Origin of the sequence: Salipaludibacillus sp. HK11 (assembly GCF_047795645.1) — a bacterium.
Classification (GTDB): Bacteria; Bacillota; Bacilli; order Bacillales; family Salisediminibacteriaceae; genus Salipaludibacillus.
On the sequence record NZ_CP181045.1, the window covers coordinates 2,220,304 to 2,237,926 of the forward strand.

Annotated in this window: 15 protein-coding genes; 1 reads left to right on the forward strand and 14 read right to left on the reverse strand. The window is 36.6% G+C overall.

Annotated elements, in window-relative coordinates; all coding sequences use genetic code 11:
* Positions 1-78: 78 nt before the first annotated feature.
* The 12 genes from nrdR to ACM26V_RS11055 form a co-directional block, all read right to left on the reverse strand.
* Positions 79-543: a transcriptional regulator NrdR gene (gene nrdR, locus ACM26V_RS11000; protein ID WP_416151465.1), complete on the reverse strand. Its 465-nt coding sequence runs from the start codon at positions 541-543 to the stop codon at positions 79-81.
* Positions 544-586: 43 nt separating this feature from the next.
* Positions 587-991 (reverse strand): DUF1499 domain-containing protein, encoded by a 405-nt coding sequence (locus ACM26V_RS11005; RefSeq protein ID WP_416151466.1) that lies wholly within the window; start codon positions 989-991, stop codon positions 587-589.
* Between the two features lie 340 nt (positions 992-1,331).
* Positions 1,332-1,925 (reverse strand): dephospho-CoA kinase, encoded by a 594-nt coding sequence (gene coaE, locus ACM26V_RS11010; protein ID WP_416151467.1) that lies wholly within the window; start codon positions 1,923-1,925, stop codon positions 1,332-1,334.
* Between the two features lie 36 nt (positions 1,926-1,961).
* Positions 1,962-2,600 carry a sporulation membrane protein YtaF gene (ytaF, locus tag ACM26V_RS11015; protein ID WP_416151468.1) on the reverse strand — a complete coding sequence of 213 codons (639 nt, stop codon included), beginning with the start codon at positions 2,598-2,600 and terminating at the stop codon, positions 1,962-1,964.
* Between the two features lie 103 nt (positions 2,601-2,703).
* Entirely contained in the window at positions 2,704-3,540 is an 837-nt protein-coding gene (gene mutM, locus ACM26V_RS11020) for a DNA-formamidopyrimidine glycosylase (protein ID WP_416151469.1), read from the reverse strand.
* Between the two features lie 74 nt (positions 3,541-3,614).
* Positions 3,615-6,242, reverse strand: coding sequence for a DNA polymerase I (polA, locus tag ACM26V_RS11025; RefSeq protein WP_416151470.1), 2,628 nt, complete (start codon positions 6,240-6,242; stop codon positions 3,615-3,617).
* 193 nt (positions 6,243-6,435) lie between these two features.
* Positions 6,436-8,235, reverse strand: a complete 1,800-nt coding sequence (gene pnpS / locus ACM26V_RS11030) for a two-component system histidine kinase PnpS (protein WP_416151471.1) — start codon at positions 8,233-8,235, stop codon at positions 6,436-6,438.
* Entirely contained in the window at positions 8,225-8,941 is a 717-nt protein-coding gene (locus ACM26V_RS11035) for a response regulator transcription factor (RefSeq protein WP_416151472.1), read from the reverse strand. The genes pnpS and ACM26V_RS11035 overlap by 11 nt, the downstream gene beginning before the upstream one ends.
* Positions 8,942-9,148: 207 nt before the next feature.
* Entirely contained in the window at positions 9,149-10,087 is a 939-nt protein-coding gene (mdh, locus tag ACM26V_RS11040; protein ID WP_416151473.1) for a malate dehydrogenase, read from the reverse strand.
* Between the two features lie 233 nt (positions 10,088-10,320).
* A complete protein-coding gene (icd, locus tag ACM26V_RS11045) occupies positions 10,321-11,586 on the reverse strand; it encodes an NADP-dependent isocitrate dehydrogenase (protein WP_416151474.1) in 1,266 nt (421 codons plus the stop codon).
* Positions 11,587-11,759: 173 nt separating this feature from the next.
* Positions 11,760-12,875, reverse strand: coding sequence for a citrate synthase (citZ, locus tag ACM26V_RS11050; RefSeq protein ID WP_416151475.1), 1,116 nt, complete (start codon positions 12,873-12,875; stop codon positions 11,760-11,762).
* 376 nt (positions 12,876-13,251) lie between these two features.
* Positions 13,252-13,722, reverse strand: a complete 471-nt coding sequence (locus ACM26V_RS11055; protein ID WP_416151476.1) for a DUF441 domain-containing protein — start codon at positions 13,720-13,722, stop codon at positions 13,252-13,254.
* 143 nt (positions 13,723-13,865) lie between these two features.
* On the opposite strand from ACM26V_RS11055, the gene ytvI reads away from it, so the two are divergent.
* A complete protein-coding gene (gene ytvI / locus ACM26V_RS11060; RefSeq protein WP_416151477.1) occupies positions 13,866-14,972 on the forward strand; it encodes a sporulation integral membrane protein YtvI in 1,107 nt (368 codons plus the stop codon).
* Positions 14,973-15,256: 284 nt separating this feature from the next.
* On the opposite strand, the gene ACM26V_RS11065 is transcribed toward ytvI, so the two are convergent.
* Both ACM26V_RS11065 and pyk read right to left on the reverse strand, forming a co-directional pair.
* Complete coding sequence (locus ACM26V_RS11065) at positions 15,257-15,670, reverse strand: FxsA family protein (RefSeq protein ID WP_416151478.1); 414 nt, start codon at positions 15,668-15,670, stop codon at positions 15,257-15,259.
* 76 nt (positions 15,671-15,746) lie between these two features.
* Complete coding sequence (gene pyk / locus ACM26V_RS11070; protein ID WP_416151479.1) at positions 15,747-17,501, reverse strand: pyruvate kinase; 1,755 nt, start codon at positions 17,499-17,501, stop codon at positions 15,747-15,749.
* Positions 17,502-17,623: the final 122 nt, after the last annotated feature.

The window sequence follows — 17,623 nt, forward strand, 5'->3', positions numbered from 1 at the left end:
TGTATCTCCTTGTGCTACGCAAAAAATTTATAAAATTAAGAGAAAAATGGAGCACCTTAGGCCCCATTCCTTCATTCATTATTTTTTATTTTCACGCTCTAGTAATTCTTTTAATTCATCAACAAATACATTTAAGTCTTTGAATTGTCTGTAAACAGACGCAAATCTTACATAAGCAACATCATCCACTAAAACGAGAAACTCCATTACTTTTTCTCCAATTTGGTCGCTACTAACTTCTGACAGACCTTGATTACGAATGTCTTTTTCGACATCTTCGGTTATGTTTTCCAGTTTTTCTAATGGCACAGGCCGCTTTTCGCAGGCACGAATTAAACCTCTAAGTAATTTTTCACGACTAAACTCTTCACGATTTCCATCTTTTTTAACAACAACTAACGGAGTTTTTTCTATCCGCTCAAAGGTTGTATAACGGTACCCACAGGCTTCACATTCACGCCTCCGCCTAATTGAACGACCTTCGTCACTTGGTCTGGAATCTAATACTTTCGTTCCATTATGTTGACAACTAGGACATATCATTCGGAATTCACTCCATTCTCAGGTTGCCGTTTTTTGCAGGTTACTAAGATAATTCGTTGCCTAATCCAGTACCAACAAATTGAAGCCTCGAATCTAACTCTTTATACAATCCTTCGACTATTTTTTTACTGTGTCCAAAGTCACTGAAAAAAATCGTATCAGTTGAAACTGAAAAATCAACTGCAGTACGGAGCGGACGAATCATTATCACTGTTGCAACTAGAAAAGCTTTCTTTCCTTTTTTTACATTTACAATAATCTCTCCATGCGCTTCTGAAATAGAAACAACCTTATAGCCTTGGCGGTTTTTTAGCATAGCTTCTACTTCTTGAAGAGCTTTATCTTTCATCACTTTGTAATAATGTGTTTGTAATTGTTCCTCATAATGGTTTTCACTTGATTCGGTACTAGTACTAAAGATTTTTTTTAATGTTTGTTTTATTCCCATATATTATCCCACCTCGTCTATTCTAATGATAGCAATAAATGATAAATTGTTCAATTGAAAAACGCTTCGAGAATAAGGTGTAAAACGTTTTCTTCAATCAGTTGGTATATACTTCCATCATTTAACTTGCTACAATACAAATAGACTTGGTCTCTCTGATTGATAACCGTCACAAAGTATACTTTGTTTGCTATGTTATTGCAATTGTTTTTTGATGTAAACATCTCTTACAGATGAAGGTTTGCGGAGATCGTAGATTTAATTATAATACACTTTAACGCTTTAGCGAAGTTAAACATTCTTAAAGTATAAAAAAGTGAGCGCTTATATTTAAAAGCACTCACTTTTTTTTCCAGTTGTTTAACAACTGCATTACTTGATGTCTCGTTTCATCTCGTGTTCCAGCATTATCAATAATGTATGAGGCATACTGCTTTTTCTCATCTATTGGCAATTGCGAATTTATTCGTTTTTTCGCTTCTTCCAATGAAAATTTATTTCTTTTCGATAACCTATCTAGTTGAATCGCTTCCGGTACATAGACAAGAACGACCTCATCGACCATGTGGAGCAAATCGCTCTCAATTAAAAGTGGAATATCCATGACAACTAACTGATGGCCTTTCGTCTGCCAACTATGACTTTGTCGAACCATCTCCTTACGAACAGCAGGGTGAACAATCTCGTTTAATTTCAATCTTTCTGTCTCATCGCCAAAAACGATCGTTCCCAACTTTTCTCTGTCGATCTCTCCATTTGGAAGAAGGATTTTCAATCCAAAATGATCAATAATTTGATGGTAAGGTCCTTCCCCTGGCTCTACTACTTCCCTGGCAACAATATCTGCATCAATAACCGGAATACCTTCTTTTTTAAGAATGTCTGAAACAGTACTTTTACCTGTGGCTATACCGCCTGTTAAACCTATAATCAACTTAAGTGACCCCCTTCCAATAACTATTCTTAAAGGCTAAAGTTGAAATAAACCAATCAAAATTAAAAGCATGCCCGGTAAAAATGACAATTTCTTAAATTTTTCAGAACGTAATAATTTTTCTCCACTTATTTTTCCTAATGTTAAAAACAAACCACACATGATAGCGACACTAACTGCCAACAACCAAGCTGATACTCCTAAAAAAGCTGCGCCCATTCCCGCTCCAAATGCATCTAATGATAAAGCAATACCTAAAAGAAGTGCCTCACTTCCGTTAATTGAGCCAGAATCATCTAAATCGGCTTCCATTGGCTTTTTTAATACATGAACAACAATCCCAAGACGTTTCAATTCAACATTCATTAACATGCGTTCTTGGATCAGTCCGTTATGTGTTTTTTTAGGCTCTCGGTACACTTGTATGAGGGCAAATGCTCCAATACTAATTAAAATAATTCCACCGATTGATTCTGCTGTTCCTGGCGGCATCCATTCGCTTATTCCTCCGCCTATCCACATTGACATTAAAATAGCCACAGCAGAACAACTCATAATAAACGCAATCGACAGTAACGGCATCCTCATCTTGCGTAAACCGTAAGTAACTCCCACTCCAAAACTGTCTAAGCTAACTGCAAAGGCCAACACAAATAAAGAAAGATAATCAGTCATTGGGAATGAACTCCTTTCTTTCTGCTACGGTAGTATATGGTAGGAGCCCATCCAATGTACGTATAAATCTGTTAAAATTTTTTAAAAATCAATAAACTACTATTCACGGAGCGAAAATTGGTTGACATGAAGGACACGTGTGCGTTCCTCTTCCACTAACCACAGTTCTTTGTATTTCCATTCCACAAGTATGGCAAGACTGTCCTTTACGCCCATATACGTTCAGCTGTTGCTGGAACATCCCCATCTCACCTTGTCCGTTCACGTAAGATTTTACAGAAGACCCACCGAGTTTTACCGCTTCACTCAGTGTTTTTATAATCGCATCAAATAATTTTACGACTTCTTCATCCTTCAACAAATTTGCTGGTTTTTCAGGATGAATCTTTGCTTTAAATAACGCCTCATCTACGTAAATATTCCCTAGTCCGACGATCACTGTCTGGTCTAATAATGCTCCTTTTACAGCTCGCGTTGTTCGTTTCAGTCTCTGTGCTAACTCTTCTACTCGAAAACTATTATCTAATGGTTCTGGACCAAGTTGGGAAAGTGGTAGCCTCGTCAATTCTTCTCCTATTGGAAATAAGTGCATCGTTCCAAATTTACGCACATCACCATATCTAAGCTCCTGAGCACTCTCAAACCTGAAGCGAACATGGATATGCGGATGCTCCTCGACTTCCTTATGAGAAACACCATAGCGCCCTTCCATCCGCAAATGAGAAATAAGAGCATAATCGTCAAGATAAAAAATCAGGAATTTCCCTCTTCTCGACACGGAACGAAACGTTTGACCTTCAAGAGCATAAGTAAACTGGTCAACATCGTCTGGGTATTTAATCATTTTCGGCCAAGTAACGATCACACGCTCAATTTTTTCACCAATAATTAATTTCGAAAGGGTCGTTCTAACCGTTTCAACTTCTGGTAATTCTGGCATTATCTTCACCTTTTTGTTTTCGTCATTTTATTAGAAATTTAAGCGTATCTAATGAATTACACTAGTGCTAAATATTATTTTGCATCATACCAAGTATCCCCGAATGCCGCATCTGCAATGAGAGGGACATCTAGCTTAACGGCATCTTGCATCACTCTCGGTACTAATTCTTTGATCTTTTCGAGTTCATTTTCAGGAACTTCTAAAATTAATTCATCGTGTACTTGGAGTATTAACTTAGAATCCATTTTTTCTGTCTCTAGAGCAGTTGCCATATCAACCATTGCTTTTTTGATAATATCTGCCGCACTTCCTTGAATTGGTGTATTCATTGCCGTACGTTCTGCGAAACTTCTCAGATTGAAATTCCTACTTGTTAATTCGGGTAAATAGCGTCTGCGATTCAACATCGTCGTTACATAGCCTTTTTCCCGGGCTTCATCCACAACATTTTCCATGTAATCTTTTACTCCAGGGTAACTTTCAAAGTACCTTTCAATAAACGTTTTCGCTTTTTTACGAGAAATCCCTAGGTTTTGCGACAATCCGTAATCACTAATTCCATAAACAATCCCAAAGTTAACCGCCTTAGCCGTTCTTCTCATTTGATCTGTGACATCATCCTCTTCCACACCAAAAACATCCATCGCCGTTTTTTTATGAACATCCATATCATCAATAAACGCTTGTTTCAAATTATCATCTTGAGAAATATGAGCCAAAACTCTTAATTCAATTTGTGAATAATCAGCTGCAAAAATGACAGAATTTTTTTCCTCTGCTCTAAAAGCATGGCGAATTTTACGCCCTTCCTCAAGTCTTATTGGGATATTTTGCAAATTAGGTTCCGTTGAACTTAATCTTCCTGTTTGCGTAAGTGCTTGATTAAATATTGTATGGATTTTACCAGTTTTTTTATGAACAACTTTTAGAAGTCCTTCAATATAAGTCGAATTTAACTTCCCAAGTTGTCGATAATGCAATATCATTGGGATCATTTCGTGTTCATCTTTCAGTTTTTCTAATATATCAGCAGAGGTCGAATAGCCTGTTTTAGTTTTTTTAATCACAGGTAAATGCAATTTTTCAAACAGTACTTCCCCTAGTTGTTTCGGGGAATTGATATTAAACTCAATTCCTGCAAGGTCATGTATTTTTTGTTCCATTTCTTCCAAGCGTTGTACTAAACTTTCACCCATATCTTTCAATTCAGCTTGATCAATCGATACACCATTCATCTCCATACGTCCAAGAATAATAGACAGAGGCATTTCTAGATTTTCAAATAATTCCTGTTGGCGATTCTCTGTTAATTCTTTGTCTAATTCATCTTTTAAATCTAAAATAGCTGCAGCTTTTCTAGCTATATGCTGAGCTAACACATGTTCCTCTGGTATATGCCGTTTCTTTCCTTTTCCGTACATAACCTCATCAGCTTGTACCTTGAGACTAAGTTTCCGTTTGGCGATATCTGCCATTTCGTGCGAATTTGCTGCTGGATCAATTAAGTAAGAGGCAATTTGGATATCAAATGAAACCCCATCGAGAATCACATCTTGCCATCCTAAAGACACTACAGCTCTTTTTGCATTGAAAATATATTTCTGTTTCGATGTATCTGCTGCCCATTGTTTAAACATATCACTCTTTACCGCGACTTCAGTAGGGATAAAAAAAAGACCGTTGCTATTTGCAATAGATAATCCAACTATTTCTGCTTGATGATAATTTTCATCTATCGCTTCAACAACAAGTGCTGCTGGAGTCTCGAGCATAGATTCGGTTACTTCATCCGCTATATGAATATCAAGGTCTTCTATTTCCTCTTCTATTGATTCTTCATCTGTTCCTATTCGCTCCAATAAAGAAGCAAATTCTAGTTCACGAAATAATCCCGTTAATTCTTCCTGATGAGGTTCACCAAGCGTCAAGTCCTCTAAAGTCAAAGCAACAGGAGCATCAAGCATAATTGTCGCCAATTGCTTACTCATTAATGCTTGCTGATGATTTGCTTCAAGCTTTTCCTTCAATTTACCAGAGATATCATCAATGGCTTCAAATACACCTTCAACAGTTCCATATTGTTTCAATAATTTGAGTGCTGTTTTTTCACCTACACCAGGAACTCCGGGGATATTATCAGAACTATCACCCATTAGACCTTTCATATCAATGATTTGTATCGGAGTTATACCATATTTCTCATCAACCGTGGCTAAATCATATGTATCTACATTGGATATTCCCTTTCTCGTAAGAGCAACTTTGACGTTTTTCGTTACCAATTGTAATAAATCTTTATCACCCGTATAAACTTTAACATCATATTCTTCTTTATTAGCTACTTTTTCTGAGAGGGTTCCAATAATGTCATCTGCTTCATAGTTTTCCACTTCAAAATATGGGATGTTAAAAGCTTTTAGTAAATCCCTCATCAATGGAAGTTGCTCTGCGAGTTCCGGAGGCGTCTTCTCCCGTTTACCTTTATACTCTTTATACGTATCATGTCGAAACGTTGTTTTACCCGCATCAAAAGCGACAAGCATATGTGTCGGGGCATCGTCCTCTAATATTTTTAATATCATCGTTGTGAATCCGTACACGGCATTTGTGTAAACCCCTTTATCGTTATTTAGTAAGGGTAAAGCAAAAAATGCACGGTAAGCAATACTATTTCCATCTACTAAAACAAGTTTCTTCATACTCAGCACCTCATTATTATTATGATATCGTTAGTTTATCATGAATCACCCTAATTACGAAAAAGAACGGAAACTCAGGGGGAGTTTCCGTTCCAAATAAGGATAAAAACCTTGTGAAATACAACAGTTCACATCCTCACTTTACAAGACAACTATTAATCAAATATGAAGGATATGTAAAATTATTCTAAAGTTATCCTTCCTTGTCATTTCCTGCTTCTCGTTGTTGTTTATAGAACATTAATCGAAATGTCGTCCCTTTCCCTACAATACTGTCTACAGATAGTTTGGCGTGATGTGCTTCTGCCAAGTGTTTTACAATCGCTAAACCTAGACCTGTTCCCCCTGAATTCCTACTACGTGCTCGATCAACACGATAAAACCTTTCAAACACTCTAGGTATTTCTTTTTTGCTCATACCAATTCCAGTATCTTCCACTTCAAATAATACTGCTTCGTTCTGTTCCTTAATCCTAACAGTAATACTGCCGTCTTCAGGCGTATAAGCAATTGCATTATTTATTAAGTTTATAATGATTTGTTTTATTCTGTGTGGATCTCCAACGATATTTGTTGAACCGACAACTTTTTTAGATAGTTTCATGTTTTTTACTTTAGCTTTGTCATTTAACATAAAAAACACTTCATCAACGATAGAGTCCAAACTTATATTTTGCCAATCAAGTTGAAAATGAGCACCTTCAATTTTCGATAGCTCTAATAAATCGTAAATTAGGCCTTCTAAACGTTCAGACTCATTTGCGATAATCGTTAAAAATTGTTTTCTTAACTTCTCATCATCCATCGCTCCGTCTAACAACGTTTCTGTAAACCCTTTAAGCGATGTAACGGGTGTTTTTAACTCGTGAGATACATTGGCAACAAAATCTTTCCTTGCCTGTTCAAGTTTCTTCAACTCCGTAATATTTAGAAAAACGATAACAATTCCCTTTAACTTTTCATCATAACCAATGATAGGAGCACCATGAACATCAAAGTGTCTAAAATGAATGCCAACATCTAGTTTTAGTTGTTTCCTCGTAGGTTTCTCAGTTAAGAATAATTCTTGGATAAATTTTATGATTTTTTTATGTTTAATAACTTTATAGTAAAGTTTGTTTTTCCACTCTTCCGTATCTTCTTCAAAAATATCATTACACTTGCGATTTACAAGCGTGATGTCTCCTTTTGTATTGATTAAAATAAGACCACTGCCCATATTTTCAATTAAAGTTTCGAGACGTTCTTGCTGATTTTCATATGTTTGAGTAATTTGCTCCAAGTTTTCTGCAAGGACATTTATTGATCGATTTAACTCTCCTGTTTCCAAGTTCGCGCCTTCAAATGTTCTTGCATTAAAATTGCCCTTCGCTAATTCCGTAGCCACTCTTCTTGCATCTTCAATTGGTTTAACCATTTGATTGGTCAGTTTCGATGCCAAGATTAAAATAATCAAAAATGCGATAAAAAAAGAAACAAATAACAACGTCCAAATATTTTGGTAAATGGAATTTAATTCTTCCATTTCCAAACCTAATCGAAGAAATCCTCCATCTCCCTCTTCATTTTCTAGAGGAATTGCGAAGTACAACAATTCTTTGCCTACTGTCGCACTATAACGGGTTTCCCTACCATTTTCGTTTTCTCCATGAATAACTGATTGTATCTCACTTCGGTTTATATGATTATCTAATTCTTTGGGATCAGTTGTCGATTCAGCCAAAACCTCTCCGTTTCCAGCAATAATCGTAATCCTTACATCTAATCTATCTGCCAATTCCACAATTGTATTTTGCAAAAATTCCTCGTCATTCAGGTTGATATCTTGAAGATGGTAGACCACAGCTGCAGACTCTTTTTCAATCCGGTCACTCATTCGTTCTAGGTAAAATTCTTTAAAAAATGGTCCTAAGATCGCTCCTAAACTAGCCAAAACAAGCAAAACAATAAGCGACAAGGGAAAAATTAATCGAAATCGATAACTACTCATCATTTTTAATAGTTTCCATTTTATAACCTAATCCTCGAATTGTTTTAATATACATAGGCTTCTTCGTATTCGGTTCAATTTTCTCTCTCAGATGACTGATGTGCACATCAACAATACGAGTATCACCGACAAATTCATAATTCCAAACGGCATTTAAGAGCTGATCTCTCGTCAAAACTCTGCCTCGATTTCTAGTCAAATATACAAGTAACTCAAATTCTTTTGGAGTTAATTCCAACGCTTCACCTCGAAGATATACTTCATAATTATCCGGGAAAATTTCAACGTCTCCAAAGCTTATTGAATCGATCTTTTTATCAACTTTTTCAGTTTGATTTAACACTTGAGATCTTCTTAAAATTGCTCGCACCCGAGCTACAACTTCTCTCGGACTGAACGGCTTCGTTAAGTAATCATCCGCTCCAAGCTCTAAACCAAGTACCTTATCAAATTCATCGTCTTTGGCTGTTAACATAAGAATTGGAGTAAGAACTTTATTTTGTCTCAATTCTTTACAGACTTCTAGCCCTTCCATTTCAGGTAACATTAAGTCAAGAACAATCATATCAAATTCTCCATTTAATCCTTTTTCCAATCCTGTTTTCCCATCCATTGCCGTGGTAACAAGGAATCCTGATTTTTCCAAATTAAATTGAAGCAATGTTAGAATAGATTCTTCATCATCGACAATTAATACCTTTTGCGACATCTGTTTTTCCCCCTGATCCGCTTTGATCCCCTGAGCTATAACTAATCAAAGCTATCATTCTTTAATTTTGTGACTGTCTAGTTTTATCTTACTACATTTTTATTTTTTAACAAAGAAAGTATTTACTTCATGAACAAATTCTCTTTTTTAAAAGAAGTCTTTTCAATCATTAAAAAAGGGGAACCCTATTAGGGCCCCCTCTGACGTTTATTTCAATATTTTCATTACTTCTTTAACTGATGCAACTGATTTATCAAGCCCAGCTTTTTCCTCATCATTTAAGTCTAATTCAAAGATTTTTTCGATTCCATTTCCGCCAAGAATAGTAGGTACCCCAAGATAGATGTCGTTATATCCATACTCTCCTTCAAGATAAGCAATTGAAGGTAGGACACGTTTTTTATCCTTAATAATTGCTTCTACCATTTGAACAATAGCAGCTGCTGGAGCATAATATGCGCTTCCTGTGCCTAATAGATTAACGATTTCTCCCCCACCTTTGCGAGTTCGATTTACAATTTCATCTAACCGTTCTTTTGAGATAAGTTTCTCCACTGGTATGCCACCGACGAAACTATAGCGAAGCATAGGAACCATATCATCCCCATGTCCACCTAGAACAAATCCAGTGACATCTTCAACGGAAACATTTAATTCTTCTGCAATAAACGTGTTGAAACGAGCTGTATCTAACACACCTGATTGACCAATTACACGATTTTTTGGGAATCCTGATTGTTTGAATACAGAATATGTCATCGCATCAACTGGATTTGTTAACACAACAATGAAACAATCCGGAGAATACTTCACAACTTCTTTTGTGACGCTTTCCATAATTCCAGCATTCGTACTTACCAGATCATCCCGACTCATCCCCGGCTTTCTAGGAATTCCCGCTGTGATGACCACAATATCAGATTCTTCTGTGTCCTTGTAATCAGATGTGCCAACAATCTTAGCATCGAATCCTTGAACGGGACTTGCTTCCAACATGTCAAGAGCTTTCCCTTTAGTCGGACCTTCCGCTTGTGGAATATCAACTAAAACGACATCACCAAGTTCTTTCTGTGCAACCATTAACGCTGTTGTTGTTCCTGTGAAACCACCACCGATGACACTGATCTTTCTTCTTTTTATTGCCATTTTCTATCGCACTCCTCTATTTTTAGTACATTTCCTAAAATATGAAGGTTTTGTTATACTTCTTTGTTGATATGATGCATATTTGAAAATCGGTGACACTTTTCCGAAAGAAGAACCAGACGAGACACCTCAGAGCAAAGCTCAAAGAGGCCTCCTGGTTCGCCTGTCGAAAAGGTATAGATTCTTCAAAATCAACATGGAGCTTTAACAGCAATATGAAAAGGGGTGATATTTTACAAGTTTTTAATTAGCGCATCTCCAAATTCAGAACATTTCACTTCTGTTGCACCATCCATTAATCGAGCAAAATCATACGTTACCGTTTTGCTACCGATTGTCTTATCCATAGAATTTTCAATCATATCTGCCGCTTCTACCCAGCCTAAATGGCGAAGCATCAACACACCTGAAAGAAGAACAGATGATGGGTTTACTTTGTCTAATCCAGCATATTTTGGTGCAGTACCATGAGTTGCTTCAAAGATCGCATGCCCACTGTCGTAGTTAATGTTCGCACCAGGTGCAATACCAATTCCTCCAACTTGTGCCGCCAAAGCATCGGAGCAATAATCACCATTCAAGTTCATTGTTGCTACAACATCAAACTCTTTTGGACGAGTTAAGATCTGTTGCAAGAAAATATCTGCAATAGAGTCTTTCACGATAATTTTTCCTTCAGCTTCTGCTTTTGACTGTGCTTCATTAGCTGCGTCTTTACCATTAGCTTCTTCAATTCGATCATACTCTGCCCATGTAAATACTTTGTCACCAAACTCTTTTTCAGCTACTTGGTAACCCCAGTTTTTAAATGCACCTTCAGTAAATTTCATAATATTACCTTTGTGTACAAGCGTGACACTTTTTCGTCCTTCATCAAGTGCATATTGAATAGCTGCTCGTACTAAACGAGTTGTACCTTCTTCAGATACAGGTTTAATACCAATACCTGATGTTTCAGGGAAACGGATGTTCTTAACTCCCATTTCATCTTGTAAGAAGGTGATGAGTTTTTTCACTTCAGGTGTACCTTCTTGATACTCAATCCCTGCATAAATATCCTCTGTATTTTCACGGAAGATAACCATATCCGTATCTTGCGGCCGTTTAACTGGTGAAGGAACACCTTCGAACCATCTAACCGGACGGAGACAAGTATAAAGATCAAGTTCTTGTCGAAGCGCCACATTTAATGAACGGAATCCTCCACCAATTGGTGTCATTAAAGGACCTTTGATTGCAATCATGTATTCACGAATTGTATCCAATGTTTCTTCTGGTAACCACTCACCTGTTTTTTCATGAGCTTTCCCACCAGCATAAACTTCTTTCCAATGAATTTTTTTCTCTCCACTGTATGCTTTATCAACTGCTGCCTCAATTACTTTCGATGCTGCCTTCCAGATATCTGGTCCTATTCCATCTCCTTCAATATAAGGGATGACTGGCTCATTTGGTACATTAAGTACTCCGTTATTAACACTAATTTTTTCTGCTGACATAAAAAAACCTCCTATAAATTCTATGTAATAAGAAAAACGCTATGCGTTTTCCATTATTAATTGTACCTTAGAAATACCTCAATGCAAAATAAACAGCAATCTAATTAACTGTTCATTTTAAGAAGAAGAAAGGCCATTACTTACTTTCTTCTTCTTTTGAACATTTATATTTATTATCTTTTTTCCATTGGGACCCAATTTTGGTGATCTGGACCTGTATATTCTGCTCGTGGACGAATCAGACGATTGTTTTCAAACTGTTCAAGAATATGAGCAATCCAACCTGAAACGCGACTCACCGCAAAAAGTGGTGTGAATAAATCATGTTCGATTCCTAAGCTATGATAGACAGACGCAGAGTAAAAATCAACGTTCGGAAGAAGACCTTTTTCATTTGTAACAATTTCATCAATCTTCACACTCATGTCATACCATTTTGTCTCTCCAGTTATATTTGTTAATTGTCTTGACATTTCTCTCAAATGTTTCGCTCGTGGATCTCCATCTTTATAAACTCGATGGCCAAAGCCCATAATTTTTACTTTTCGCTCTAACGCATCTTTGATATATGATTCAGCCTTTTCAACTTGGCCAATTTCTGAGAGCATTGCCATAACTCGCTCATTTGCTCCCCCGTGAAGAGGGCCTTTTAATGCTCCAATTGCCGCTGTTACCCCTGAATACATATCAGATAACGTTGCAACACACACTCTTGCTGTAAAAGTTGAAGCATTTAATTCGTGATCTGCATGCAAAACCAATGCTTTATTTATTGCTTTTTCAGATACTTCATCCGGAATTTCACCGTTTAGCATATAAAGAAAGTTAGCAGCAAAACTGAGGTCTTCTTTAGGCGCAATTGGATCTTTTCCTTGCCTAATTCTTGAAAACGAGGTTACGATTGTTGGTAGTTGTGCTTGAAGTTTCAATGCCTTTTGGTAATTAGCTGTTTCATCTTGCTCATCAGCATCCTCATCATAAAGCGCTAATGCAGACACAGCAGTTCTTAATGCTGCCATAGGATGTACCTTATCGATTGGATACATTTTCATTTGGTCAAGTACTTCGTCTGGCACTTTTGCAGCTGAAGCAAGTTGCTTATTGAAAGTCGAAAGTTCCTCTTTATTTGGAAGCTTATGATTCCAAAGTAAATAAACTACTTCTTCAAAGCTAGCATAATCAGCCAAGTCATCAATACCATAGCCGTGATACGTTAACACACCATCAATAATTGAACTGACACCTGATGTTGTCGCAACAACACCTTCTAATCCTTTAGTTGTACTCATGCTACCTCTCCTTTTATAAAAATATGGGTCTTCTTTTTATTACACCTTATCACCAGGGATTCTGATAATGATTATAACCGCTTTAAGATCAAATGAGGATTCCTCAAAAAATAGTCCCCTTATTTTATTTTCCTAAAATACTTTTTTCTAAACTTATTCCCTGTTTAACAAGTGAAAACAGTCTAAATACTGGTAAGCGGTTACGTGACCCTCAGTAATGGGAACCAAACAAATTAAGTATGTATTTGGTATCATTCATTTTCTATTATACCATTTTTAACATTTTTGTGAACGTAAAATTTTAAAACAAACCAATATTCAGACTTGCCTTTGAATTCTAATTTATCAGATTATTATAGAGTATTTGTATTTCATATTAACCCCCTATAGTAGAAAAAAATTCCGCAATCTTCATTGCCATATAGGCAATTCCAGCTCCAATTAAAGGTCCAACAGCCACACCATTGAAGACTGCTACTGCCAATATCGTACCAAAAACAAGTGCCACCGTAATATGAGGATCTGTTTCTAACAATTCAATTCCATTAGCTGCAATAATTGCAACTAAAATACCGGAAGCTAGTGCAATCCAAGCGTAATAAGACTTTAATGCGTGTTGAAGATCTTTGAAACCAATTTCACCTGTAACAATAGGGACTAATACAGCAATTGTTATAATCGTTACACCGATATTAATACCTTTTTGTTGTGCTATCGGCAAGATTTTATCGCCGAATCCCGACCATTTAACAATTAGTAAAAATGCTACCGCAATGATTAATGATTGGTTCTTCGCGAAAATTCCAACCCCTAATAGAATTAGCATAAATATGGTTGCTTGACTCATGTGTTTTCCTTTCTATCCGATAAATGTATTTTAGCATAGCTGAGAATATTCTCCCATTTCTATGCCTATAATTTTTCTCTTTTCATAAATTTATTGGACATGCATAGATTATTTATAGGTTACCTTCTAGGAGATGAAAGCCTATGAAAATGAATCATTCATCAACAACTTGGCAACAGGTGTTACTATTATCACTTATAATACTTGCAGTAATATTTTTTTCTATTGTGTCTTTTGTTTATTTTTACCCTTTTATACTCGCATTTTTATTTTCGCTTATGTTTTTACCTTTTGTAAATTTTTTAGAAAATCATTGGAATTGGAATCGAACATTGGCAACCTTATTCACATGTGGAACGTTTGTTATTTTACTACTAACCCTCGTTACTTTTATCATTGCTGAACTTGTCCAAGGTCTATCCTACTTAGTAAGAGTATTGCCTAATTATATTGATGATATTTTATACAATTTTCAAATTCTACTCGACAACACTTTCTTCCCATTTATAAATAACATTACCAATTATACTTCGGGGTTAGATCATGAATCAAACTTAAATATAGATCAGACAATTGATCAACTGTTAAGCCAAGTAGGAACTCAGCTAATACATTGGTTGCAACTTGTATTAAATCAGTTACGTGATTTTTTAATGGGGATCCCTCACGCAATGACGATGATTTTTTTCTCGTTGCTTGCATCTTTTTTCATTACGAAAGATTGGCCTTTAATCATGTACTGGTTTAACAAATACATCCCCGTCAGGTTATTCCAATTGGTGAGTCGAATTATCACAGAATGGAAATCCGCTCTCGGGAATTATTTAAAAGCTCAATTAACATTGGTATGCATCACAGGAGTGATAGTCTTTATTGGGCTACTTATCCTGCAAGTAGATTACGCATTTACTGCTGCACTTCTTATCGCTGCAGTTGATATTTTACCTTATTTAGGTACAGGTGCTATTTTCATGCCATGGATTATCTATTCAATTTTTAACAGCAACTGGTTCATGACTATTGGATTAGCGGTATTGTATAGCGTAGTCGTCCTTCAGCGTCAAATATCAGAACCTAGAATCGTTGCTCACCATATTGGTGCACCCACGATAGTTTTATTATTCACTATTTTTGCTTGCTATCAATTTTTCGGATTTATTGGCGTTCTTTTCGGACCTTTAATTCTAATCTTAACGCAATCTTTTGCTCGAGCAGGTATTGTTGATGAAATTAAAGCATTTTTAAAATAGAAAAGGATAAAGCCTTGTTAAACGACCACCTGCGAAAGCAGGTGGATTCATCTGTCACGTTTCATAATGCTAGTTTTTTTGATTCCGACAGATAAACGTTACATTGCTACATATAGACAGCCAATTCGCACATATAAATCAACCGTTCCGACACAAAACACATTCCGACTAAATTCGCAGTGTGTTCGCTCCCTCCCTTTTTATGCATGATACCCACAACTCAAAAATTTATCATTTCCTAAATGAAAAAAGCGGAATCGCTTTTCCAGCAATTCCGTTTATTATTATCGTTTTCGATTACCTGGATTATTTGATACGTAAACAAAATTTCCTGATTTAACAGCATTTTGTAGAATTTTCTGAAGAAATCCCTTAAAAATAGCTCTCGTCTGAGGAATCAATAAAAAGAATCCTAATGCATCTGTAATAAAACCAGGAGTTAACAAAACAACTCCTCCAACTAAAATACAAATGCCATCTAACAAAATCCCTCCAGGCACTTGTCCTTGCGACGTTTGCATTTGTGCAGTCCTGATCGCATTTAAACCTTCTTTTTTAGCGAGGGCCGCCCCCAATACTCCTGTTAAAATTATTAATAAAATCGTTACAGGAAAGCCAATCCAGCCCCCAGACAATATTAACACCCACACTTCTAATGCTGGGACAACAATTAGCAATAACAACAATATCTTTCCCATACACTATCTTCCTCTCATTTTCAATCAAGTTGAGAAAAAAAGAAGGGACCAAGTCCCTTCTCATTTTCTCCATCTATTATATTATACTAGCTTGACCTTTGTAAATCTTTCCGTGTTGGCTATCGACAGTTACTTCGTCACCATCACTAAATATGGACGTAGCATCTTCCACTCCAACGACTACTGGAATAGCTAAATTTAAACCTACGACAGCAGCATGTGAAGTAAGTCCACCTTCTTCTGTTATCACTGCAGAAGCTTTTTCAAAAGCTTCCATCATATCGCGGTCTGTATTAGTGATGACAAGAATGTCACCCTGTTTTGTTTTAGATATTGCTTCACTAGCATTCTTGGCAACGACAACTTCACCAGTGGCAGATTTGCGCCCAATGCCTTGACCTTTTGCAGCAATTTCACCAATAACATGAACCTTCATCAAGTTTGTTGTTCCTTTTTCACCAATAGGAACTCCGGCTGTAATTACAACGAGGTCGCCTTTTTTAACTAAATTAGTTTTCAACGATTCATCAACAGCTGACTGAAGCATTTCATCGGTAGAATCTGCTTTCGGTCCAACTTGAGGATATACTCCCCAAACAAGCGATAGTGCTCTAGAAACACGCTCATTACTAGTAATCGCTACAATTGGTGATTTAGGACGATACTTGGAAATCATTCTTGCAGTATGACCACTTTCAGTAGATGTTAGTATTGCAGCTGCTCGTAGATTTTGGGCTGTATGAGTTACCGATTGACTAATCGCATTTGTCACACTATGTTCACTCTCTTTCGAACGTTTACGAAGAATATCTTCATACTTTAAAGCAGTTTCTGTTTTAAGAGCGATATTTCTCATTGTTTCAACCGACTCTACAGGATATGTTCCGGCTGCCGTTTCACCTGAAAGCATGATCGCATCCGTTCCATCAAAGATAGCGTTAGCTACGTCACTTGCTTCTGCGCGTGTTGGACGAGGGTTACGCTGCATGGAATCAAGCATTTGAGTAGCAGTAATAACAGGCTTACCCATTTTATTACATTTCTTTATTAATTCCTTTTGGACAAGAGGAACATCTTCTGGAGGTATTTCCACACCTAAGTCTCCGCGAGCAACCATTAATCCATCTGACACTTCAAGAATTTCATCGATGTTATCCACACCTTCTTGATTCTCAATCTTAGGAATAATTTGAATGTGACCTGCACCATGCTTTTCTAATAGTTTTCGAATATCAAGTACGTCAGAAGCGCGGCGAACAAAAGAAGCTGCGACAAAATCAACATCTTGCTCGATTCCGAACTCAATATCTTTCGCATCTTTCTCTGTAATACCTGGAAGGTTTACACTGACATTAGGAACATTAACACCTTTTTTATTTTTCAAGACGCCACTATTAACTACTTCTGTAACTAGTTCACCATCTTTAATTTCCGTTACCCTTAACTCAATAAGTCCATCGTCAAGAAGTAACGTCGAGCCAACATGTACATCATTAATTAATCCAGGGTAAGATACAGAAATCAACTCTTTGTTCCCGACAACTTCAGTCATTGACACTCGTACTGTACCACCTCGCTCTAATGCTACTTCGCCACCTTCTAATGTTTGAGTACGAATTTCTGGTCCTTTTGTATCAAGAAGAATTGCAACATTTTTTCCAGTTTCAGCTGAAGCCTCTCGAATATTTTTAATTCGTGCTCCATGTTCCGCAAAATCACCGTGTGAAAAATTCAACCGAGCGACATTCATTCCTGCTTCAATAATACTTGTTAAAGTCTCTTTTGATTCACTTACTGGTCCTATTGTACATACAATCTTTGTTTTTCTCATTCTTCATCCTCCTTAAAATAGTAAAACAATGACATAAATATAATATCTCAATCTTCCCCACAAGAAAACTAGGACAAACATTTTGTCCTAGCACTTATCTATCGGCGTAACTAGGTAAATCT

Bases quoted from the DNA above. Each gene is read 5' to 3' on its own strand.
- nrdR (WP_416151465.1), bottom strand. From the start codon at position 543: ATGATATGTCCTAGTTGTCAACATAATGGAACGAAAGTATTAGATTCC.
- ACM26V_RS11005 (WP_416151466.1), bottom strand. From the start codon at position 991: ATGGGAATAAAACAAACATTAAAAAAAATCTTTAGTACTAGTACCGAA.
- ytaF (WP_416151468.1), bottom strand. From the start codon at position 2,600: ATGACTGATTATCTTTCTTTATTTGTGTTGGCCTTTGCAGTTAGCTTA.
- mutM (WP_416151469.1), bottom strand. From the start codon at position 3,540: ATGCCAGAATTACCAGAAGTTGAAACGGTTAGAACGACCCTTTCGAAA.
- polA (WP_416151470.1), bottom strand. From the start codon at position 6,242: ATGAAGAAACTTGTTTTAGTAGATGGAAATAGTATTGCTTACCGTGCA.
- pnpS (WP_416151471.1), bottom strand. From the start codon at position 8,235: ATGATGAGTAGTTATCGATTTCGATTAATTTTTCCCTTGTCGCTTATT.
- ACM26V_RS11035 (WP_416151472.1), bottom strand. From the start codon at position 8,941: ATGTCGCAAAAGGTATTAATTGTCGATGATGAAGAATCTATTCTAACA.
- mdh (WP_416151473.1), bottom strand. From the start codon at position 10,087: ATGGCAATAAAAAGAAGAAAGATCAGTGTCATCGGTGGTGGTTTCACA.
- icd (WP_416151474.1), bottom strand. From the start codon at position 11,586: ATGTCAGCAGAAAAAATTAGTGTTAATAACGGAGTACTTAATGTACCA.
- citZ (WP_416151475.1), bottom strand. From the start codon at position 12,875: ATGAGTACAACTAAAGGATTAGAAGGTGTTGTTGCGACAACATCAGGT.
- ACM26V_RS11055 (WP_416151476.1), bottom strand. From the start codon at position 13,722: ATGAGTCAAGCAACCATATTTATGCTAATTCTATTAGGGGTTGGAATT.
- ytvI (WP_416151477.1), top strand. From the start codon at position 13,866: ATGAAAATGAATCATTCATCAACAACTTGGCAACAGGTGTTACTATTA.
- ACM26V_RS11065 (WP_416151478.1), bottom strand. From the start codon at position 15,670: ATGGGAAAGATATTGTTGTTATTGCTAATTGTTGTCCCAGCATTAGAA.
- pyk (WP_416151479.1), bottom strand. From the start codon at position 17,501: ATGAGAAAAACAAAGATTGTATGTACAATAGGACCAGTAAGTGAATCA.